This is a genomic window from Streptomyces sp. NPDC088097, from assembly GCF_044741845.1.
Taxonomy (GTDB): domain Bacteria; phylum Actinomycetota; class Actinomycetes; order Streptomycetales; family Streptomycetaceae; genus Streptomyces.
Genome location: NZ_JBIUTJ010000003.1, coordinates 820,617 through 840,094, shown reverse-complemented (window position 1 = coordinate 840,094; position 19,478 = coordinate 820,617). Strand labels below are relative to the sequence as shown.

The 19,478-nt window shown below is 71.9% G+C and carries 18 protein-coding genes and 2 pseudogenes; 7 read left to right on the top strand and 13 right to left on the bottom strand.

From position 1 onward, the window contains the following. The first annotated feature begins 53 nt into the window (after positions 1 to 53). Positions 54 to 1,652, top strand: coding sequence for an alpha/beta hydrolase (locus ACIOD1_RS13950; RefSeq protein WP_365625164.1), 1,599 nt, complete (start codon positions 54 to 56; stop codon positions 1,650 to 1,652). 57 nt (positions 1,653 to 1,709) lie between these two features. Here ACIOD1_RS13950 and ACIOD1_RS13945 read toward each other — a convergent pair whose 3' ends face one another. The 6 genes from ACIOD1_RS13945 to ACIOD1_RS13920 form a co-directional block, all read right to left on the bottom strand. Next, positions 1,710 to 2,423, bottom strand: coding sequence for a lysophospholipid acyltransferase family protein (locus tag ACIOD1_RS13945; RefSeq protein ID WP_365625099.1), 714 nt, complete (start codon positions 2,421 to 2,423; stop codon positions 1,710 to 1,712). Between the two features lie 143 nt (positions 2,424 to 2,566). After that, positions 2,567 to 2,725, bottom strand: a complete 159-nt coding sequence (locus tag ACIOD1_RS13940; protein ID WP_365625096.1) for a hypothetical protein — start codon at positions 2,723 to 2,725, stop codon at positions 2,567 to 2,569. A gap of 32 nt (positions 2,726 to 2,757) precedes the next feature. Beyond that, positions 2,758 to 3,720, bottom strand: coding sequence for a cytochrome c oxidase assembly protein (locus ACIOD1_RS13935; RefSeq protein ID WP_365625093.1), 963 nt, complete (start codon positions 3,718 to 3,720; stop codon positions 2,758 to 2,760). Between the two features lie 104 nt (positions 3,721 to 3,824). After that, positions 3,825 to 4,850, bottom strand: coding sequence for a 6-phosphofructokinase (locus tag ACIOD1_RS13930; RefSeq protein ID WP_365625090.1), 1,026 nt, complete (start codon positions 4,848 to 4,850; stop codon positions 3,825 to 3,827). Between the two features lie 211 nt (positions 4,851 to 5,061). Continuing rightward, positions 5,062 to 5,790, bottom strand: coding sequence for a glutamine amidotransferase (locus tag ACIOD1_RS13925; RefSeq protein ID WP_365625087.1), 729 nt, complete (start codon positions 5,788 to 5,790; stop codon positions 5,062 to 5,064). A gap of 20 nt (positions 5,791 to 5,810) precedes the next feature. Continuing rightward, a complete protein-coding gene (locus tag ACIOD1_RS13920; protein WP_365625085.1) occupies positions 5,811 to 7,049 on the bottom strand; it encodes a MurT ligase domain-containing protein in 1,239 nt (412 codons plus the stop codon). Positions 7,050 to 7,171: 122 nt separating this feature from the next. Between ACIOD1_RS13920 and def the strand changes: the two genes are divergently transcribed. Further along, positions 7,172 to 7,738 carry a peptide deformylase gene (def, locus tag ACIOD1_RS13915; protein ID WP_365625082.1) on the top strand — a complete coding sequence of 189 codons (567 nt, stop codon included), beginning with the start codon at positions 7,172 to 7,174 and terminating at the stop codon, positions 7,736 to 7,738. Positions 7,739 to 7,760: 22 nt separating this feature from the next. Here the strand turns inward: def and ACIOD1_RS13910 are convergent, their stop codons facing one another. Further along, positions 7,761 to 8,405, bottom strand: a complete 645-nt coding sequence (locus tag ACIOD1_RS13910; protein WP_365625079.1) for a TetR family transcriptional regulator — start codon at positions 8,403 to 8,405, stop codon at positions 7,761 to 7,763. A 194-nt stretch (positions 8,406 to 8,599) separates the two neighbouring features. On the opposite strand from ACIOD1_RS13910, the gene ACIOD1_RS13905 reads away from it, so the two are divergent. Further along, the gene (locus ACIOD1_RS13905) at positions 8,600 to 9,829 is read left to right on the top strand and encodes an acyl-CoA dehydrogenase family protein (RefSeq protein WP_365625076.1); all 1,230 of its coding nucleotides are present in this window, start codon (positions 8,600 to 8,602) and stop codon (positions 9,827 to 9,829) included. A 31-nt stretch (positions 9,830 to 9,860) separates the two neighbouring features. Here the strand turns inward: ACIOD1_RS13905 and ACIOD1_RS13900 are convergent, their stop codons facing one another. After that, entirely contained in the window at positions 9,861 to 10,283 is a 423-nt protein-coding gene (locus tag ACIOD1_RS13900; protein WP_401902286.1) for an SRPBCC family protein, read from the bottom strand. A 155-nt stretch (positions 10,284 to 10,438) separates the two neighbouring features. Here ACIOD1_RS13900 and ACIOD1_RS13895 point away from each other — a divergent pair, with 155 nt between their 5' ends. Then, positions 10,439 to 10,624, top strand: a complete 186-nt coding sequence (locus ACIOD1_RS13895) for a DUF5999 family protein (protein ID WP_365625070.1) — start codon at positions 10,439 to 10,441, stop codon at positions 10,622 to 10,624. A gap of 155 nt (positions 10,625 to 10,779) precedes the next feature. Here ACIOD1_RS13895 and ACIOD1_RS13890 read toward each other — a convergent pair whose 3' ends face one another. Together ACIOD1_RS13890 and ACIOD1_RS13885 are read right to left on the bottom strand one after the other, a co-directional pair. After that, entirely contained in the window at positions 10,780 to 12,804 is a 2,025-nt protein-coding gene (locus tag ACIOD1_RS13890) for an ATP-binding protein (protein WP_401902285.1), read from the bottom strand. 150 nt (positions 12,805 to 12,954) lie between these two features. Beyond that, positions 12,955 to 13,920 carry a fibronectin type III domain-containing protein gene (locus ACIOD1_RS13885; RefSeq protein ID WP_401902283.1) on the bottom strand — a complete coding sequence of 322 codons (966 nt, stop codon included), beginning with the start codon at positions 13,918 to 13,920 and terminating at the stop codon, positions 12,955 to 12,957. A gap of 274 nt (positions 13,921 to 14,194) precedes the next feature. On the opposite strand from ACIOD1_RS13885, the pseudogene ACIOD1_RS13880 reads away from it, so the two are divergent. The 3 genes and pseudogenes from ACIOD1_RS13880 to ACIOD1_RS13870 all read left to right on the top strand — a co-directional run. Then, positions 14,195 to 14,917 (top strand): annotated as a pseudogene (locus ACIOD1_RS13880) (ABC transporter substrate-binding protein); the annotation flags it as partial. Beyond that, positions 14,917 to 15,203: pseudogene (locus ACIOD1_RS13875) on the top strand (ATP-binding cassette domain-containing protein); the annotation flags it as partial. The pseudogenes ACIOD1_RS13880 and ACIOD1_RS13875, both read left to right, overlap by 1 nt. Positions 15,204 to 15,332: 129 nt before the next feature. Beyond that, the gene (locus tag ACIOD1_RS13870; RefSeq protein ID WP_365625061.1) at positions 15,333 to 16,904 is read left to right on the top strand and encodes a hypothetical protein; all 1,572 of its coding nucleotides are present in this window, start codon (positions 15,333 to 15,335) and stop codon (positions 16,902 to 16,904) included. 40 nt (positions 16,905 to 16,944) lie between these two features. On the opposite strand, the gene ACIOD1_RS13865 is transcribed toward ACIOD1_RS13870, so the two are convergent. From ACIOD1_RS13865 to ACIOD1_RS13855, 3 genes are all read right to left on the bottom strand, one after another. Continuing rightward, positions 16,945 to 17,556 carry a cytochrome b/b6 domain-containing protein gene (locus tag ACIOD1_RS13865; RefSeq protein WP_365625059.1) on the bottom strand — a complete coding sequence of 204 codons (612 nt, stop codon included), beginning with the start codon at positions 17,554 to 17,556 and terminating at the stop codon, positions 16,945 to 16,947. Continuing rightward, positions 17,540 to 18,286 carry a molybdopterin-dependent oxidoreductase gene (locus tag ACIOD1_RS13860; RefSeq protein WP_365625056.1) on the bottom strand — a complete coding sequence of 249 codons (747 nt, stop codon included), beginning with the start codon at positions 18,284 to 18,286 and terminating at the stop codon, positions 17,540 to 17,542. The genes ACIOD1_RS13865 and ACIOD1_RS13860 overlap by 17 nt, the downstream gene beginning before the upstream one ends. A gap of 104 nt (positions 18,287 to 18,390) precedes the next feature. After that, entirely contained in the window at positions 18,391 to 19,353 is a 963-nt protein-coding gene (locus ACIOD1_RS13855) for an ion transporter (RefSeq protein ID WP_365625053.1), read from the bottom strand. Positions 19,354 to 19,478: the final 125 nt, after the last annotated feature.

Sequence of the window (19,478 nt, the reverse complement as noted above, 5' to 3'; positions counted from 1 at the left end):
CGGCGCTGGGGAGCGCCGCCACCCTCATCACCGGCGCGCTCGCTGCCGGCCTGATGCTCGCACCTTCCGCCACGGCGGCCTCGGCCGGCCGTGACAACGGCTCCGCCGAGGCGGTAGGGGCCCAGATCGCCGCCGCCCGCGCCGCGCACGCCGGCGTCGACTGGAAGGACTGCCCCGCCGACTGGGGCTTCGAGAAGCCGATCCAGTGCGGCTGGGTGAAGGTTCCGCTCGACTACACCAAGCCCTTCGGCAAGACCATCGAGCTCGCGGTCGACCGCATCGGCAGCACCGGCACCCCGCAGGAGCGCCAAGGCGCCCTGGTCTACAACCCGGGCGGCCCCGGTGGCTCCGGCATGCGCTTCCCGCGCCGGGTCACGACCAAGAGCCCGCTGTGGGTCAACACCTCCAAGGCGTACGACTTCGTGGGCTTCGACCCCCGCGGCGTCGGCCACTCCGCGCCGATCTCCTGCATCGACCCGCAGGAGTTCGTCAAGGCCCCCAAGGCCGACCCGGTCCCGTCCGGCGAGGCCGACAAGCGCGCCCAGCGCAAGCTCGCCGCCGAATACGCGGACGGCTGCAAGGAGCGCAGCGGCGAGATGCTGCCGCAGATGACCACGCCCAACACCGCGCGCGACCTGGACGTCATCCGGGCCGCCCTCGGCGAGAAGAAGCTGAACTACCTCGGCGTCTCCTACGGCACCTACCTGGGCGGGGTCTACGCGACCCTCTTCCCGACCCACGTGCGCCGCATGATCGTCGACAGCGTGGTCGACCCGGACCGCGACAACATCTGGTACGAGGCCAACCTCGGCCAGGACGTCGCCTTCCAGGGCCGCTGGAACGACTGGCAGGACTGGGTCGCCAAGAACGACTCCGTCTTCCACCTCGGCGACAGCCGCGCCAAGGTCGAGGCCAAGTACCAGGAGTTGCGCGCCAAGGCCAAGGCCAACCCCATCGGCGGGGTCGTCGGCCCGGCCGAGCTGATCGGCTTCTTCCAGGGCGCCCCGTACTACGACTCCTCCTGGGTGCCCGTCGCCCAGACCTTCGCCGCCTGGGCGGCCGGTGACGAGCAGGCCCTGGTCGACGCGATCGCCCCGGACATGAGCGACACCGCGGGCAACGCCGCCTCGGAGAACGGCAACGCCGTCTACACCGCGGTGGAGTGCGCCGACGCCAAGTGGCCGACCAGCTGGGCCAAGTGGGACCGCGACAACACCAAGCTGCACCAGAAGTACCCGTTCCTGACCTGGTCCAACGCGTGGATGAACCTGCCCTGCGCGACCTGGAAGTCCAAGCAGAGCGACCCGATCGAGGTCGGCGCCAAGCACGGCCTGCCGCCGGTCCTGATCGTCCAGTCCGAGCGGGACGCCGCCACCCCGTACGTGGGTGCGGTCTCGCTGCACAAGCGACTGGCCGGCTCGCGCCTCATCACCGAGCAGAACGCGGGCTCGCACGGTGTCACCAGCCTGGTGAACCCCTGCGTCAACACCCGCGTGGACGCCTACCTGCTCACCGGCAAGGTGGACGCCAAGGACGTCAAGTGCGCCCCGCACGCCACCCCGGTGGCGCCGGCCGCTGCCGCCGCGAAGTCGCTCGCCCAGGCCCCGGGCACCGACCTCCCGGCCCGTGAGGAGCTCCCGGCCGTCCGCTAGCGGACCCGGGACGTGACGGGCGCGGGGTGACCCGCGCGCGGTGACGAGGAAGAAGGCTCAGCGCCCCGGGCGCCGGGCCTTCTTCCGCTTCTTGTCCTCCTCCTCGGCCTTCACCTCTCCCGCGTAGCGGTCGACGTACTCCTGTCCGGAGAGCCCGAGGATCTCGTACATGATCTCGTCGGTGACGGCGCGCAGCACGGCCCGCTCGCCCTCCATCCCCTCGTACCGGGAGAACTCCATCGGGGCGCCGAAGCGGATGGTGACCCGGCGGATCTTGGGGAGCTTCTGCCCGGGCGGCTGGATCTCGAAGGTGCCGACCATCGCGCAGGGCACGACCGGCGCCCCGGCGCCGAGCGCCATCGCGGCCACGCCGACCTTGCCCTTGTAGAGCCGTCCGTCGTGCGAGCGGGTGCCCTCGGGGTAGATCCCGAGCAGCTCGCCCTTGGCCAGGACCCCGAGTCCCTCGCGCAGCGCGGCCTTGCCGGCGTCCTTGCCGGAGCGGTCCACGGGGATCTGGCCCGCGCTGCGGAAGAAGGCCGCGGTGAGCCGCCCCTTGAGACCCGGACCGGTGAAGTACTCGGCCTTCGCGAGGAAGGTGATCCTGCGCCCCAGGATCGCGGGCATGAGGAAGTGGTCCGAGAAGGACAGGTGGTTGCCGGCGACGATCGCCGCCCCGTCCGGCGGGATGTTCTCCAGGCCCTCGATCCGGGGTCGGAACAGCATCCGCAACAGCGGACCGAGCAGTACGTGCTTGAGCAAGTGGTAGAACACCGGGCCGCTCCCGTCGATGCCGCGTTGTCACGTCCATCCTACGGACGGTCAGGCGCGCGGGAGGAGGGCCCGGCACACGCGGAAAGCGGGGCCGGACCGGTCGGGGCGCCGCGGCGGGGCGCCCGGGAGGGTGGCGGGGCGCGTCAGACGCTGCCCGAGGCGGCCATCCCCAAGGTCAGCAGCCCCAGCACCACCCAGCCGAACCACAGCCAGCCGTTGCTGCCGAGTGCCACGGAGTACGTGGAAACGGCCACCAGAGCGGCGAAGGTCGTGACGGCCATCGCCTTAACGGATCCGGTCATGCCCCATGGTGGCGCGCGAGGCGGGCCCCGCGCTACTGGCCGCGCCCTTGGAGGGAGGCGAGATACGCGTTGTACGCCGCCAGCTCCTGGTCGCCGTTGCGGTCCTCGGCCCGGTCCGAGCGCTTCGCCGCCCGCTGTTCGGAGTGGTACCACTGGTAGACCAGCGCGATCAGCACCAGCACCGAGGGGATCTCGCTGAAGGCCCAGGCGATGCCGCCGCCCCACTGCTGGTCGAGCAGCGGATCGATGCCGAGGGAGGCCGGCGGGTTCTGGTACGTCTTGATCATCGGCTGGGTCGCCATCATCAGCGCGATGCCGAAGAAGGCGTGGAAGGGCATGCCGGCGAACAGCTCCAGCATCCGCATCACGTACCCCGGCCGGTGCGGGCCCGGGTCGACGCCCATGATCGGCCAGAAGAAGATCACGCCGACGGCGAGGAAGTGGAGCATCATCGCGATGTGCCCGGTCCGGCTCTCCATCAGGAAGTCGAAGATCGGGGTGAAGTACAGCCCGTAGAGGCTGGCGATGAACATCGGGATGGTGAAGGCCGGGTGCGTGATGATCCGCATGTACCGGCTGTGCAGCAGCATCAGGAGCAGCTCGCGCGGTCCCTTGGTGCCGCGGGCCGCCGGTGGCAGCGCGCGCAGGGCCAGCGTCATCGGCGCCCCGAGCAGCAACAGGATCGGGGTGATCATGCTGATCACCATGTGCTGGACCATGTGCACGCTGAACATGACCATGCCGTAGTCGTTCAGCTTGGTGCACATCACCAGGATCACCGTCAGCACGCCGAGGGTGAAGGCGACGGTGCGGCCGGGGGACCAGGAGTCCCCGCGTCGTCGCAGCCGCAGCACGCCCCAGCCGTACAGGGCGAGCGCCAGCAGCGAACCGAAGAGGAAGACCCCGTCGAAGGAGAACTCCAACCCGCGCCCGAGGGTGAACGGCGGCAGGTCCATGTCCATGTTCATGTCCATGCCGTGACCGCTGTGATCCATCTGTTCACTCCCTTGACTGTGGCGCCCCACCACAGTAGTGCCGCCCCCGGGCGCTCTCGCGTCCGGGGGCGGCCCCCAGAAGGGGGGAAACATCACAGAAGGGATCAGAGGACGGTCTGCGCCTCGGCGTAGCGCTCGGCGGGCACCGTCTTGAGCGTGGAGGTGGCCTCTTCCAGCGGGACCATCACGATGTCCGTCCCGCGCAGGGCGGTCAGCATGCCGAACTCGCCCCGGTGCGCCGCCTCGACCGCGTGCCAGCCGAACCGGGTGGCGAGCACCCGGTCGTACGCGGTGGGTGTGCCGCCGCGCTGGACGTGGCCCAGGATCACCGGGCGCGACTCCTTGCCGAGCCGCGCCTCCAGCTCGACGGCGAGCCGGTTGCCGATGCCGGCGAACCGCTCGTGGCCGTACATGTCCGTGCCGCCCTGCTCGAAGGCCATCGAGCCCTCGGCCGGCTTGGCGCCCTCGGCGACCACGACGATCGCGAACCGCTTGCCCGCGGCGAAGCGCTCGCCGACGATCGCGGTCAGCTCGTCGATGTCGAACGGCCGCTCCGGCACCACGATCGCGTGCGCGCCCGCCGCCATGCCCGAGTGCAGGGCGATCCAACCGGTGTGGCGGCCCATGACCTCCACGACCATCACGCGCTGGTGGGACTCGGCGGTGGTCTTCAGCCGGTCCAGGGCCTCGGTGGCCACGCCCACGGCCGTGTCGAAGCCGAAGGTCACGTCGGTGGAGGCGATGTCGTTGTCGATGGTCTTCGGCACGCCCACGATCGGCAGCCCGCCCTGCGACAGCAGGTTGGCGGCCTTCAGGGTCCCCTCGCCACCGATCGGGATGATCGCGTCCAGACCGAGGTCGGCGACGTGCCCGCGGGCCCGCTCCACGCCGTCGCGCAGGTGCGCGGGCTGGACGCGGGAGGATCCGAGAATGGTGCCGCCGAGGGCCAGGATGCCGCTGACGGCGTCCAGGTCGAGCTTGCGGTAGTCGCACTCCAGGAGGCCGCGCCAGCCGTCGTGGAAACCGATCACCTCGTCGCCGTGGTCGACCACCGCACGGTGCACGACCGAACGGATGACGGCATTGAGGCCGGGGCAGTCGCCTCCGGAAGTGAGCACACCAATGCGCATGGCAGGAAGAACCTTTGCAACGTGGGCCGACGACCGGACCACGTCGTCCGGTTGGAACTGACCGTCAGCCTACAAGCGGATCCCCACTGGACTGAACCATCCTCCACATGCTGGTCTGATCAATCGTATGAACGGACGTCGGCCCGGACCCCGTGGTGGGGGGTCCGGGCCGACGTCGTGCGGTCGGGTGCGGCGCGGGCGCCGGTGTCCGCTAGGCGGGCTGCGTGGCCGCCGCGATGCGCTCGTTGCGCAGCGCCTCGTACCAGCGGTCGTCTATGGCCGGCAGCGCGTTCACGTCGAGAGCCAGCTTCAGCAGCAGGTCCGCGATCAACGGGTTGCGGGCCATCACGGGGCCGTGCATGTACGTACCGAAGACGGTGTCCTGGTACGCGCCCTCGGTGCCGTCGCCCGTGCCGTTGCCGCGGCCCAGACGGGTGCGGGCGAAGGGCTTGGCGCGCGGCCCCAGGTGCGTGACGCCCTGGTGGTTCTCGAAGCCCGTCAGCGGGGGCAGGTTCAGGCGGGGGTCGATGTCGCCGAGGACGTCGCCGACGCACCGCTCGCCCTCACCGCGCAGGGTGACGACGTCCAGCAGGCCCAGCCCCTCCTGGCGCTGGCCCATGTCGTTGACGAACTCGTTGCCGAGGATCTGGTACCCGGCGCACACCGAGAAGACGATCGCCCCGTTCGACACCGCGCGCTGCAGGCCGCCGTCGCGCACCAGCCGCTCGGCGGCCAGCCGCTGCGGACGGTCCTCGCCGCCGCCGATCAGGTAGATGTCGCCCGAGGTCGGGATGGGCTGGTCGCTGCGCACGTCCACGCGCTGCACGTCCAGGCCGCGCTGGCGCGCCCGGCGTTCCACCACGAGGGCGTTTCCCTGGTCTCCGTAGGTGCTCAGCAGGTCGGGGTAGACCCACACCAGACGCAGGCTGTTGTCGCTCATGCTCTTGTGTCCTCTGGGTACTAGTTGCCGACGCGGCGGCGCACGTCCTGGAAGGCGGTGTAGTTGGCGATCAGCTCGATCTGCCCGGGCGGCGCCAGCTGCACGGCCTCGTCGAGGGTCTCGCAGACCCGGAAGTCCAGTCCGGCCACTTCCAGGCGGACCGCCAGGTCCAGCTTGCGGTCGCCGATCACGAAGATCGGGTGACCGGCCAGACGCGGGTAGTCCACGTCCCACAGCCAGGAGGTGTCCGTGCCGTCCGCGCCGCGCGCGTTCACCGAAAGGATCACCGGCGAGGGGGGCGGGTCGATCAGGGAAAACGTTTCGAGCCAGCCCGCCGGGTTCTTCGCGAGCAGCAGCCGGACCTCGCGGCCCATGAAGTTGATCACGTCGTAGCGGCCCGCGACGGCCTGCACCTGGTACATGCGCTCCAGCGCCACCTGAGGCGGGACGCCGAACACGGCGGCCACGGCGGCCGAGGCGGCGGCGTTGGACTTGTTCGCGCGGCCGGGCAGCTGGAGGTGGATCGGCCAGGCGCTGCCGTGCGGGTCGAGCACGTGGTCGCCGGAGAGCACCCAACTCGGGGTGGGGCGGCGGAAACCGCACTCGCCGCAGAACCAGTCGTCGCCCGGACGCTGCATGACGCCACCGCAGGAGGGGCACGACCAGGCGTCGTCCTTCCACTCCTGGCCGGCGGCCACCCACACCACGTTCTGCGAGGAGGAGGCCGACCAGACGATCAGCGGGTCGTCGCAGTTGGCGACGATGACGGCCTTGGAGCCCTGGAGCCCCTCGCGCCACTTCTCCGCGAGCATGCGGGTCTCGGCGGCGCGGTCCAGCTGGTCGCGCGAGAGGTTCAGCAGGGCGATCACCTTGGGGGTGACGTCCCGGGCCACTCCGGCCAGGTACTTCTCGTCGACCTCGATGACGCCGTACTTCGCGTCCGAGCCGCCGGCGAGGGCCGAGGTGATGCCGGCCGGCATGTTCGCGCCCAGCGCGTTCGAGACGACCGGACCGCTGGCCCCGAGGGCCTCAGCGATCAGTCGGGTCGTCGTGGTCTTGCCGTTCGTCGCGGAGACGAGGACGACATCGAGATGCTGCGCCAGCGCGCCGAGGAGATCGGGGTCGAGTCTGAGTGCGACCTTGCCACCGATCACCGATCCGCTTCCGCGTCCCGCGGCCCGCGACACCGCCGCCGCGGCCTTGCCCGCCGTCACGGCCAGCTTGGCCCGCGGCGAAAGCGGCTCCGTGTTGCCTGCCATCGTCCCTTGTCCTCCTTGCGTCGGTCGGCCCCAGCCTATCCAGTACCGGCCGCGGCCTTGACCGCGGCGCCCCCGGGCGCCGCGGATCTCCTCATATATTCGCCCGTCGTACGCTTACCGCCATGCGACAGCGCCCCATCCCCGGTACCACCGGACTCGTCCGCACCATGAGCCTCCTGGGTGATCCGGTGCTCCACTCCGTTTGTGCGGAGGTCACGGCCTTCGGACCCGAACTCGACCGGCTCGTCGAGGACATGTTCGCGACCATGTACGCCGCCCAGGGCGTCGGCCTGGCGGCGAACCAGATCGGGGTCGGGCAGCGGGTCTTCGTCTACGACTGCCCCGACGACGAGGACGTCCGTCATGTGGGACACGTCGTCAACCCCCGCCTGGTGGCGGCGGACGGCGACGAGTTCCGCGGTCCCGAGGGCTGCCTGTCCCTGCCGGGGTTGGAGGCGGGCACCGTGCGCTTCGACCGGGCGGTCGTGGAGGGGGTGACCTCGGACGGGTCCCCGGTGCGGATCGAGGGGACCGGCTTCTTCGCCCGGTGCCTCCAGCACGAGTGCGACCACCTCGACGGCACCGTCTACGCGGACCGGGTCACCGGCCTGCGGGCCCGCAGGCTGCGCCGGGCCGTCCGCAAGGCTCCGTGGAGCAAGCCCGGCGACGGGGCGGCTCCGCGCGGCTGAACGGCCCCGGCCGGGGCCCGGGTCAGAAGCCCGGGCCGTCCGCGCGGTTGCCCGCGGTGGCCAGTCGGCCCCAGAGCAGGTCGGTGAGACCGGCCACCAGCTCGGCGCGGTCGCAGGGCCGCTCGCCGAGCCACCAGTCCCCGGCGGCGTGCATCATGCCGACGATGCCGTGGCCCCAGATCCGGGCCAGGCGGTCGCCGTCGGGCCCGAGGTCCACGCGTTCGCCGACCACCTGGGCCAGTTCCTCGCCGAGCCGGCGCAGCAACGGGGCGGAGTGCAGGCCGACGTCGAAGCCGCGCTCGGGGCTCTGCGAGTCCTCGGCCGGGTGCATCAGGAACCGGTACACCTGGGGGCGGGCCTCGATGGCGGAGAGGTAGGTGTCGAGGGTGGCCTCCACCCGCTGCCGGCGCTGGGCCGGGGCGTCCAGCGCGGCCCGCAGGGAGTCGAGCAGGGCGTCGGTGTGTCGTACGGCGAGGGCCTGGTAGAGCCCGGCCTTGTCGCCGAAGTGCCGGTAGAGGATGGGCTTGGTGATGCCGGCCTCGGCCGCGATGGCGTTCATGGAGGCCTTGGGGCCGTCCCGGAGCACGACGCGGTCCGCCGCCTCCAGCAGCTCCCGCCGGCGGCGTTCGGCCGCTCCCGGTTCGCCGGCCTGCTGAGTGGTCTGCATGACGTGTTTCTCTCCCCGCCCTTGCGATGTGCGTGACGCCCACGCAACGTAACACCCCGGACACCCCCGCGTTCGAACCAGCGGAGCTTGACAGTGCTTACCGGCCGGTAACAGACTGTGTCCACGATGAGGGTTACCGGCAGTAACCTCCGGCAGCGACTCTGCCTGGGGCACGTGGAGAGGGTGGAGGGGACATGGCGGAGTTCACCATGGAGCTGAACGACGACCAGAAGCAGGTCCGGGACTGGATCCACGGCTTCGCCGCCGACGTGATCAGGCCCGCCGCCGCGGAATGGGACGAGCGCGAGGAGACTCCCTGGCCCGTCATCCAGGAGGCCGCCAAGGTCGGCATCTACTCCCTGGACTTCTACGCCCAGCAGTTCTTCGACCCCACCGGCCTCGGCATCCCGATGGCGATGGAGGAGCTGTTCTGGGGGGACGCGGGCATCGCCCTGTCCATCGTCGGCACCGGTCTGGCCGCCATCGGCGTCGTCGCCAACGGCACCGAGGAGCAGATCGGCACCTGGATCCCGCAGATGTACGGCACCCCGGACGACGTGAAGGTCGCCGCCTTCTGCTCCTCCGAGCCGGACGCGGGTTCCGACGTCGGCGCGATGCGCACGCGGGCCGTGTACGACCAGGCCAAGGACGAGTGGGTGCTCAACGGCACCAAGACCTGGGCGACCAACGGCGGCATCGCCAACGTCCACATCGTCGTCGCCGTGGTCGACGCCGAACTGGGCACCAAGGGCCACGCCTCCTTCATCGTGCCGCCGAACACCCCCGGCCTGTCCCAGGGGCAGAAGTTCAAGAAGCACGGCATCCGCGCCTCGCACACCGCCGAGGTGGTCCTGGAGGACTGCCGGATCCCCGGCTCCTGCCTGCTGGGCGGCAAGGAGAAGCTCGACGAGCGCCTCGCCCGGGCCCGCGAGCGGGCGGCGGCCGGTGGTGGCGAGCGCGTGAAGAACGCCGCGATGGCCACCTTCGAGGCCTCGCGACCGGCGGTCGGGGCGATGGCCGTGGGCACGGCGCGCGCCGCCTACGAGGTCGCCCTCGACTACGCGAAGACCCGTACCCAGTTCGGGCGCCCCATCATCGACAACCAGGGCGTGGCCTTCCAGCTCGCGGACATGCGGACGTCGATCGACGCGGCCCGGCTGCTGGTGTGGCGGGCGTCCTGGATGGCCGTCGCGGGAAAGCCCTTCACCTCGGCGGAGGGCTCGATGTCGAAGCTCTTCGCCAGCGAAACGGCGAAGAAGGTCACGGCGCAGGCCGTCCAGATCCTCGGTGGCAACGGCTTCACCCGCGAGTACCCGGTGGAGCGGATGCACCGTGACAGCGCGATCTACACCATCTTCGAGGGCACGAGCGAGATTCAGCGCCTGGTGATCGCGCGCACCCTTTCGGGCATGCCGATCCGCTAGTTCGACGGGGCCCGGGGCCGTGCCCGGGCCCTCAGGGGCGCAGGAGGCGGGTGAGGGCGCGGCCGAACAGGACGCGGCCCGCCACCACCGTCAGGGGGTCCAGGAAGCGGGGGAGGGCGCGCAGGCGCAGCTCCTCGCGCCAGTGGACCTCCGTGCCGCCGGTGGGGGCGGGGAGCAGCTCGATCTCGGCCCATCCCGTCACGACGTGGCCGCGCTTCTCCAGCCGGACCAGCCTCGGGGGCTCCCAGCGCACGACTTCCATCGGGTCGTCGAACGTGATCCGGCCCACTCCCGTCCGGGCGGTGAACCGCGTTCCGGCACGCGTCGGCGGCGGCGTCTCGACGACCGTCCGGGTCAGCGGAACCTGGGCGCCGTGGCGTTCCCAGTCCGTCAGCCGCCGCCAGGCCTCCGCCGGCGTGAGGGTCGTGTCGCGAATGATCCGGATAGCGGGCATGAGCGCATGGTAAGCGGGCATACACACCCTGAACTGGACCTCGAATATGGGTTCCGTCCGGGGGTGGAGATCAGCAATACTCACCGCCACCGTGGATCGCGGATTCGACCGGGTGACCACCGGCCCTCCCGCCCCACTCTGCGAGGAGGTGCGCCATGTGCTCCCACCAACCCCCCTGCCCGTCCGCCGACAGCGCCGATCACGACGCCGCCCGCACCGTGGTGTCCCGCCCCGAACAGGGGTGGAGCCGCCTCTGCAACGGCGTGGTCGTGTTCGACGACACCGGTGAACTGCTCCCCGAAGGCCGGACGGTGGAACCCCGTCGACCGGCCCTGGTCTGAGCGAGGAGGCAGCATGCGCCAGCAGCTGATCCGCAAGCCCGTCCCCAAGCCCGCCCCCCGAGACCTGGACCTGCGCACACCGTCGGGCAGACCCCTCCCGTACTGACGGGAGCCCCGGAGTCACAGGAGTCACACCGGCGTCCGCCGGCTGAGCCTCAGCCGGTGGGCGCTGCCGCGCCGCCCCGGAAGGCGCTCTCGAACGCCGCGTCGCCGATCGCGGCCCGGGCCTGGCGTTCGCCCTGGTCGCGCAGGGCCGTCAGCGAGGGCGAACCGCCCATCTGGGGCCGCCCCACCGTGCGCCACCAGGCGTGCCCGGTGCCGAGCAGCCGCGCCGCCAGTTCCCCGTCGCCCAAGGCCGCCACCGCCGCCGCGAGCACGTCCAGGCCGAGCGCGATGCCCAGGCGGTCGCCGAGCAGCCGTTTGCCCGAGAGCATGGCCCGTACGTGCCGCGCCGCCTCCCCGTGCTGCCCGAGTCCGAGCGCGGCGACGGCCAGGATGTAGTCCGCGTACGCCCGCAGCCAGCGCTCGCCCAGCTCCGCGCACGCCTCCCGCAGCCCCCGCGCCTCCTCGGCGGCCTCCTCGAAGCGTCCCAGGGCGCACAGCGCGTACCCGGTGGCCAGGCGGCACAGCAGCCAGCCCACCCCGCTGGTCCGGCCCCCGTGGCCGCCCCGCGCCCGGGGCCCCGCCAGCGCGAGTGCCTCCCGGGGGTCGCCCGGCATCAGGACCGACACCGCCCGCAGGTAGGCGGCGCGCAGCTCGCGCTCCGGGTCGGCGAGGCGTGCGGCGGCCCGGGTGCACTCGGCGCCCGTGGCCTGGGCGGACTCCATGTCCCCGTGGAGCAGCATGGTCAGCCCCAGGGCCCACAGCGCCTGGGTGTGGGCGGGTCCGGTGGGCGGGGCCGCGTCGAGGGCCCGTTGCAGGAAGCGCCGGCCCTCGTGGACGTGGCCGCAGGAGAACCAGAAGAACCACAGGGCCCCGGCCATCTCCAGGGCCACCACCGGGTCGGTGCCGATCAGGTGTTCCAAGGCGGTGCGCACCTGGGCGTGCTCGGCGGTGATCCGGCGGTACCAGTCGACCTGGCCGGGCCCCATCCACCCCTCGTCGGCGGCGGCCGAGAGCGCGGCGTACCAGTGCGCGTGGCGGTCGGCGACGGAGCGCACCTCGCCCAGCTCGGCGAGCCAGTCGTGGCCGAACTCGCGGATGGTGTCCAGCATCTGGTAGCGGGCCCCGGCCCCCCGCTCCTCGGAGCGGCGGACGACGGATTTCGAGACCAGGCCCTCCAGGACCCGTTCGACCCGGCCGGCGGTCAGCGGCCCGCCCGCGCACACCGCCCGGGCGGCGGCCACGTCGAAGTCCCCGCTGAACACCGAGAGTCGGGCCCACAGCAGCCGTTCCACGGGCTCGCACAGCTCGTGACTCCACCCGATCGTCGTACGCATCGTCTGGTGGCGGGGCAGCAGCGTGGCGCGGGTGTCGGAGAGCACCTCGAAGCGCGTGCCCAGTCGGTGGGCCATCTGCTCAAGGCTCCACAACCGCATTCGCGCGCCCGCGAGTTCCAGGGCGAGCGGGATGCCGTCCAGGCGGCGGCAGACCTCGGCGGCGACCCCGGCGCGGACCGGGTCGGCGAAGACCGCCGCCGACTGGGGGGCGACGGCCACGGCGCGGGCGCGGAAGAGGGCCAGGGCGTCGCTGTCGGGGCCCTCGAAGGGCAGCGGGCGGACGTCGAGCACGGTCTCGCCGGATGAGCCGAGCCGTTCGCGGGAGGTGGTCAGCACCGTCAGCCCCGGTGCGGACTGCAGGAGTTCGCCCACGAGGTGGCGGACGTCGGCGACGAGGTGCTCGCAGGTGTCGAGGACGAGCAGGAGGTCCTTGTCGGCCATCCACGCGCACAGTTCCTCGTCGGGGGAGTGCACCGAATGGTCGGCGAGACCCAGGGCGTGGGCCACGGTGGTGGTGAGCAGGCGGGGGTCGCGCAGTGGCGAGAGCTCCACCCACCACGCTCCGTCCGCGCGGGCGCGTCCGTGCGCGGCGGCGGCCCGCAGCGCGAGCCGGGACTTGCCGACGCCGCCCACCCCGCTCAGCGTGATCAGCCGTCGCTCGCGCAAAAGGCTTTCGAGGGAGCCGAGTTCACCCCTCCGGCCGACGAAGCTCGCCGTCTCCGGCGGCAGGTTTCCCACCACGGCGACCGAGTCTGGCGCAGGGTCCCCGGGTACGGAGCCTGCCTGATTGTCGTTGACCGAGTACTCACCGAACACGGATGTATTGTGCGCGATCTTCTTTCGCGGCAGTGTCGTAAGGGCCGGATCGGTGCCGGAACGCCTCCGGTCGTCTCAGTCGGTGAGGACGATCCGCCGCTCCTGGCAGAACGCCCCCCAGTTGCCGTCGGGCAGTCGGGCGCGGAGTTTCAAGGTCCAGGAGGTGCCCGCGGGTTCGGTCGTGGTGAGCCGGTAGGAGGCGCGGTCGCGGGGTACGGCCCCCTTGCCGAACTGGATGAGGGTGACGGGCCGGTCGTTGACGTACAGCTCGTAGTCGGTCGTGGCCCGGCCGGTGTCCGGAGGGGTCCAGGTGAGGTCGACCGCCCCGGCGGAGGTGTTCGCGGTGAAGGCGCCGGGAGCGGTGTCGGGGCCCCGGGCCGGGTCGGGCGGGGTGGTCACGGAGACCGCCGGGCCGTCGGGGGAGGAGTTGTCGGCGCCGTCCCGGGCCCGGACGGTGAAGGTGTAGGCCGTGCCGGGCTGGAGCCCGGTGAGGTCGGTGCCCCGCTCGCCGGCGCCGGCGGTGTGGATCCGGACGCCCGCCTGGTAGACGTCGTACGCGGTGACCCCGGTGTCGTCGCCCGCCGCGGCCCAGTCGAGCCGGACCGCCCTGGGGCCCTGCGCGCGGCCGGTGGTGGTGGGTGGGGCGGTGGGCGGCCGGGTGTCCTCGACCCGGGCGACGGGGGTGGTGGCCCCGACCGGGGCGGAGGCGGGGGAGCGGTTCCCGGCGGCGTCCCGGGCCCGGACGGTGAAGCGGTAGGCGGTGCGGGGGGCGAGGCCGGTGACGTCCACCATCGTCTTGTCGGAAGGGAGTTCGCGGACGAGCCGGTCCCCCTGGAAGACCTGGTAGCCGGTGACCCCGTCGGCGGGCGCGGCCGACTCCCACATCACGTGGACCGAGGTCGCGCTGCCCGCCTGCGCACTGAGCCCGGACGGGGCGTGCGGCGGGTCGGTGTCACCGCCGGCGCAGCCGGACAGCACGACGAGCGCCAGGCAGCCGAGGGCCAACCCGGCCAGGGGGGACGGGGGTGGGGTGCTTCGCACGGGGGCCCTTCCTGCGCAGCCTCGTAAAGGTCTAGACCTACCTCGATATGTATGGCACGGCGAGCGGCGGCCCGACAAGCCCCCTGCGGGCCCGCCGTGGCGTCGATCGTATTCACGGGTCGGCGATCTGGGCGGGTTCGTCTTCTTCTGTTCCTGTCTGGCATTATTGCGATTTCTTTGCAATTACAGATGATTTTGAACAGGGATGTGCAGAGCATGACGGCCCGGACGGCACGGGGAGCGGTCGTGGCCGGCCGCCGCACTCGTCACGGGCGTGGCAACGCCGGCCGCCGCACTCGTCACGGGCGTGGCGGCCTGCTCGAACCCCTCGGGAGCGGCCGGCGCCGGATCCCCGGCCGCCGACTCCGCCGTGGTCGGCATCGCCACGGAGCCGGAGAGCCTCAGCCCGCTCCTCGGCTACGGCAAGGACGGCAACTCCAAGATCTTCGACGGTCTGCTCACCCACGACGCGGACATGGCCCTGAGGCCCGCGCCGGCCGAGGCCCTGCCCGAGGTGTCCGCCGACGGTCGTACCTACACCTACGCGCTGCGCCGGGGCGTGACGTTCTCCGACGGTGAGCCCCTCACCGCCGGGGACGTCGAGTTCACCTACCGCACCATCCTCGACCCGAAGACCGACAACGCCTCCAAGGCCGAACTGGACGCGATCGAGAGCGTCACCGCGCAGGGCGCCGACCGGGTCGTCTTCACCCTCAAGTACCCTTACGCGCCCTTCGCGGAGCGCACCGTCCTGCCCATCGCCCCCGAGCACGTGGCGGGCCGACGGGACGTCAACTGCGGCGACTTCAACACCCGGCCCGTCGGCACCGGGCCCTACCTGCTCACCGGCTGGTCCAAGGGCGAGAAGCTCAACTTCAAGGCCAACCCGGCCTACTGGGGCGGCGAGCCCGCCGTGAAGAAGTTCACCATGGCCGTCATCAAGGACGACGACGTCCGCGCCACCCGCCTGCGCACGGGCGAGCTGGACGCCGCCATCGGGTCGGCCTCGGCGCGGACCTCCTCGCCCGACGCCCCGTGAGGTCAGCGACGGCCAACTGCAACGCGCCTGCCTCGCGCGGGCGTTGGTGTTGCGTCCACGGCTGCTGGTGTGCGACGAGATGACCGCCATGCTCGACGTCTCCACCACGGCCGCCCTCGTCGGAGTCGTCGAGGACTACCGCGCCGAGACGGGGGCGAGCCTGCTCGCCGTGGGCCACGATCCGGTGCTCCTACGGCGCTGGTGCGACCGCACGACGCACTGGGAGGACGTCGCGCGCGGTTGATCGACTGTTGCGCCTTCGTGAATCATCCGGTTCCTCCATGGACTCCTCGTGCCGTGCGATCTAGCGTCTGGCGGCGGCGCGATGTCAGACACGGTGTCAACAGAACCGAAGACGAAGGAGGACGTCCGGATGTTCCGAAGAGCGCTGAACTGCGCTGTGGTCCCAGCCCTCGCCGCCCTGACGGTGGTGTACGGGATCGTCCCGGCCGCCCAGGCCGAGGAGATCCCCAAGGCCCCCGGCCACCGCCTGGTCAGCCAGTACGACGGCGCTCCCGCCGCCGCCGCGCCACTGCCGGGGCAGGCCCCGCCGCAGCACCCCTTCCTCGCCCCCAACGGCCGCAGCGGCATGCACTCCGACGCGGCGGGCAGCGCCACGTCCCCCTGGTCCGGCCCCCTCGGCAGGAACCCCCAGGTCACCAGCGAGAAGATCGCGGCCCTCGGCGGAGAGTGCGCCACCGCCACCTTCGACGCCGGCGGCCGCCTCGTCACCGTGTGCGGCACCTTCTCCGGCTTCAAGGTCAAGCTCCTGGAGCCCCGTACGCTCGCCACGCTCGCGGAGTACCAACTCCCGCAGCGCTCCTCGACGGTCGAGGCGATCACCTCGCTCGACTTCTCGAAGATCTTCAAGGACACCTCGGGCGGGGCCTACTTCTACCTCGACGACCAGGACCGCGCGGTCTTGGCCGACTCCCGACAGCACGTCCTGCGCCTGTCGCACGGCCAGAACCCGGACGGCAGCTGGAAGTTCACGGTCGACGACGACTGGGACCTCACCGGCCAGGTCCCGCACGACTGCGTCGGCTGGACCAACCTGTGGCCCACCGGCACCTGCGACCCCGTCACCTCCGTGATGCCCGACTGGAACGGCCGCATCTGGTGGGTCACCCGCCAGGGCCGCGTCGGCACCATCGACCCGGCCACCGGGACGATCCGTTCGATCCGGCTGGCCGGAGAGGAGATCCAGAACTCCTTCTCGGTCGCCGAGGACGGGGTCTCGATCGTCTCCGACCACGCCCTGTACAGCTTCCGTGCCACCGCCGACGGCACCCCCGAGGTGCAGTGGCGCCAGACGTACGACCGCGGCACCGGAACCAAACCCGGCTCCGTGAACCAGGGTTCGGGCACCACCCCGGACCTCTTCGGCAACGGGTACGTCGCCATCACCGACAACTCCGACGACCGGATGAACGTCCTGGTCTACAAGCGCGGCCTCGACGTCCCCGAGGGACAGCGGCTGGTCTGCCGGGTACCCGTCTTCGGATCGGGCGCCTCGACCACCGACAACTCCCTGATCACCTGGGGCAACAGCATCGTCGTCGAGAACAACTACGGCTACGAGAACGTCACCTCGCTGCTGCTCGGCAAGTCCGTCGTCGGCGGAGTCAGCCGCATCGACGTCCGGGCCGACGGCAGCGGCTGCGACACGGTGTGGCAGAGCGCGATCCGCTCGCCCTCCGTCGTCCCCAAGCTCTCCACGGCCAACGGGCTGCTCTACTTCTACGAGAAGGAGCCCAACTCCTGGGGCATCGACGCCTGGTACCTCACCGCGGTGGACTTCCGCACCGGTGAGCGCCGCTGGCGCAGGCTGACCGGAACCGGCCCGCTGTACGACAACAACTGGGCGCCGATCACCCTCGGCCCCGACGGAACCGCCTACGTCGGCGTGTTCAACGGCATCGTCGCCGTGCGTGACGGCGGCTGACCCGCCGCTCCGGCCGAGCCCCCGCCCGACCGGCGGGGGCTCAGTCGCGCGGACGCCACAGCGGATGCTCGCTCTCGGCCCACCACCGTCCCACCGACCCGGTGCGCATCCCGCGCCGGGCCTCCGGATCGCCGAGGGCCTTGCCGATGTGCCCGGCCAGTACGACGCCCAGCGTCAGGGCCAGCCAGTCGTGCACGAAGGTGGCCCCGGTGCGCCACGCCAGGGGCGCGAGCCCGGTGAACCACATCAGCAGCCCGGTGCCCAGCATCACCAGCACCGCCCCGGCCAGCCAGGCCGCGTACACCTTCTGCCCGGCGTTGAACTTCCCGGCGGGGCGCGGGCCGCGCCGGCGCAGGGCCGAACGTAGCCAGGTCCGGTCGTGCGGGCCGAAGCGGTTCAGCACGCGCAGGTCACGGCGGAAGGCGCGGGAGGCCAGCCCCGCCAGCACGGGCACGGGCAGCGCCAGACCGGCCCACTCGTGGACGGTGACCACCAGGTGCCGGCGCCCCACCAACTCGGCGAGCGGGGGCAGGTACAGACAGCCCGCGGTCGCCACGCACACCCCCATGAGGAAGGCCGTGGTCCGGTGGATCCACCGCTCGGCGGGGCTGAAGCGGCTCACCCGCGCGGGCAGGTCAGACGGTCGGGACATCGTCGCGTCCGTTCGACTTGCCGACCCAGGCGTCCACGTCATAACCGAGTTCCTCCCAGTAGCCGGGTTCGACGTCCCGGGTCACGGTGATCCCCGAGAGCCACTTCGCCGACTTGTAGAAGTACATGGGCGCCACGTACAGCCGGACCGGTCCGCCGTGGCTGTGGCTCAGCGGCTCGTCCTGCATGCGCAGGGCCACCATGACGTCGTCGCGGCGGGCCTGCGCGAGGGTCAGGCTCTCGGTGTAGGTCCCGTCGAAGCAGGTGAAGCGGATGGCCCGCCCCTCGGGCCGGACCCCGGCGGCGTCGAGCAGGTGCGCCACGGGCACCCCCTCGAAGGGAGTGCCCGGCACCCGCCAACCGGTGACGCACTGCACGTCGCGGACCACCCGGGTCTGCGGGAGCCCGCGCAGGGCAGCCAGGTCGTAGCCGGTGGGGCGGTCGACGAGCCCGTCCACGGTGAGCCGGTAGTCGGCCGCCCCGCGCCGGGGCACGGACGAGGCCACCGAGTAGTAGCGGAAGCCCCCGCCGTTGGGCAGCAGGCCCGTGACCCCGGTCGGGTCCTTGCGCGCGGCCGCCCCGAGCCCGGCCTCCAGACCCCGCCGCAGGTAAGGGGAGGCCAGCAGGGCGGCGGCGCCGAGCGCGGCCGTCCCCAGGACCAGGCGCCGGCCGACGGGTGCGCCGTGCCCGTCGGGGTCCACCGACGGTGGGGTGTCTTCCTCTGTGCTCACCCGCCGATTCGACCACCGCCGGACGCCCGGCACCAGCCCCGACGCCCACACGTCAGACTTCCGTCACATCCACCGGCGGGGCCGGCCCGGGCGTCCCGGGCGGATCAGAGCGCCGATTCGAGCTGCCGCTCGGGCTCGGGCTCGGCGTCGGGCTTCGAGCCCGGGGCCGGGGCCGGGGTCGGGTCCGCCGGGGAGGCGGTGGGGCGGACGTGGGCGAGGCTGGCCTCCAGGTCGTCCAGCGCGATCCGGGCCGCGACGATCCGGTCCCTGACCTCGTCGGCCGGATCGGTGTCCGTGGCCGCGCGCTCCCGCGCCCTGGTCTCGGCGTCCTCCATCGCCCGGGCCTCGTCGAGGGAGTTGAGGACCACCCCGATCAGGACGTTGACCAGCACGAAGGAGGCGAGCAACGCGTAGGAGGCGTAGTAGACGATGCTGAAGCGGGAGATCTGCAGCCCGGCCCGGACGGCATCGGTCAGGCCGTCGAGGGTGGTCAGCAGGAACAGCGTGAGCATGGCCCGCCCGATCGAGCCGAAGTGCCCGGGGTCGGACTCCGCGAAGCAGACCCAGCCGACCATCGCGTACACGTACAGCACCAGAGCGCCCACGAACAGGAAGCTGGCCGTGCCCGGCAGGCTGCGACCGACCGCGAGCAGCAGGATGCGCAGGTGCGGCAGGAAGCGGGCGGTGCGCAGGACGCGGGCCAGCCGCAGCAGTCGCAGCAGAGTGGTGTTCTCGCGGAGGAACGGCAGGAAGGCCGAGGCCACGATCAACAGGTCGAAGATGTTCCACGGGTCCCGGAAGAATGCTTTCGGCCGGTCGGCGAAGGCGCCCAGGCGCAGCAGCATCTCCAGGGTGAAGAGGGTCAGACAACCCTCTTCGGCGATCTGCAACGCCTGGCGGTAGGTCTGTGCGAGCCCGCTGTAGGTCTCCGCCCCCATCAGCCCCGCGTTGATCAGGATGACGATGAAGACGCCCATCCCGAAGGAGGGGTCCTCGGTGATCCTCCGGCAGCGGGCCGCCAGTCTCCCGCGACCGGTTCCGGTCGTGATCAGGTCCGTGTCCGTCATCTCGCTCCTCGTACTGGTCTTCGCTGGTGCCGGCGCGAGCCGGGGGCGCACGGGGCCGAGGGCCCGCGCGCGTCCGACCTTCTAACGCCGCGCCACCGAACGGGTTTCCGTGCAGACCGGTACGG

What these genes read in the sequence shown, in the direction of transcription:
- ACIOD1_RS13950 (WP_365625164.1), top strand. Translation starts at nt 54, where the DNA reads ATGCTCGCACCTTCCGCCACGGCGGCCTCGGCCGGCCGTGACAACGGC.
- ACIOD1_RS13940 (WP_365625096.1), bottom strand. Translation starts at nt 2,725, where the DNA reads ATGACCGGATCCGTTAAGGCGATGGCCGTCACGACCTTCGCCGCTCTG.
- ACIOD1_RS13935 (WP_365625093.1), bottom strand. Translation starts at nt 3,720, where the DNA reads ATGGATCACAGCGGTCACGGCATGGACATGAACATGGACATGGACCTG.
- ACIOD1_RS13930 (WP_365625090.1), bottom strand. Translation starts at nt 4,850, where the DNA reads ATGCGCATTGGTGTGCTCACTTCCGGAGGCGACTGCCCCGGCCTCAAT.
- ACIOD1_RS13925 (WP_365625087.1), bottom strand. Translation starts at nt 5,790, where the DNA reads ATGAGCGACAACAGCCTGCGTCTGGTGTGGGTCTACCCCGACCTGCTG.
- ACIOD1_RS13920 (WP_365625085.1), bottom strand. Translation starts at nt 7,049, where the DNA reads ATGGCAGGCAACACGGAGCCGCTTTCGCCGCGGGCCAAGCTGGCCGTG.
- def (WP_365625082.1), top strand. Translation starts at nt 7,172, where the DNA reads ATGCGACAGCGCCCCATCCCCGGTACCACCGGACTCGTCCGCACCATG.
- ACIOD1_RS13910 (WP_365625079.1), bottom strand. Translation starts at nt 8,405, where the DNA reads ATGCAGACCACTCAGCAGGCCGGCGAACCGGGAGCGGCCGAACGCCGC.
- ACIOD1_RS13905 (WP_365625076.1), top strand. Translation starts at nt 8,600, where the DNA reads ATGGCGGAGTTCACCATGGAGCTGAACGACGACCAGAAGCAGGTCCGG.
- ACIOD1_RS13900 (WP_401902286.1), bottom strand. Translation starts at nt 10,283, where the DNA reads ATGCCCGCTATCCGGATCATTCGCGACACGACCCTCACGCCGGCGGAG.
- ACIOD1_RS13895 (WP_365625070.1), top strand. Translation starts at nt 10,439, where the DNA reads ATGTGCTCCCACCAACCCCCCTGCCCGTCCGCCGACAGCGCCGATCAC.
- ACIOD1_RS13870 (WP_365625061.1), top strand. Translation starts at nt 15,333, where the DNA reads ATGTTCCGAAGAGCGCTGAACTGCGCTGTGGTCCCAGCCCTCGCCGCC.
- ACIOD1_RS13865 (WP_365625059.1), bottom strand. Translation starts at nt 17,556, where the DNA reads ATGTCCCGACCGTCTGACCTGCCCGCGCGGGTGAGCCGCTTCAGCCCC.
- ACIOD1_RS13855 (WP_365625053.1), bottom strand. Translation starts at nt 19,353, where the DNA reads ATGACGGACACGGACCTGATCACGACCGGAACCGGTCGCGGGAGACTG.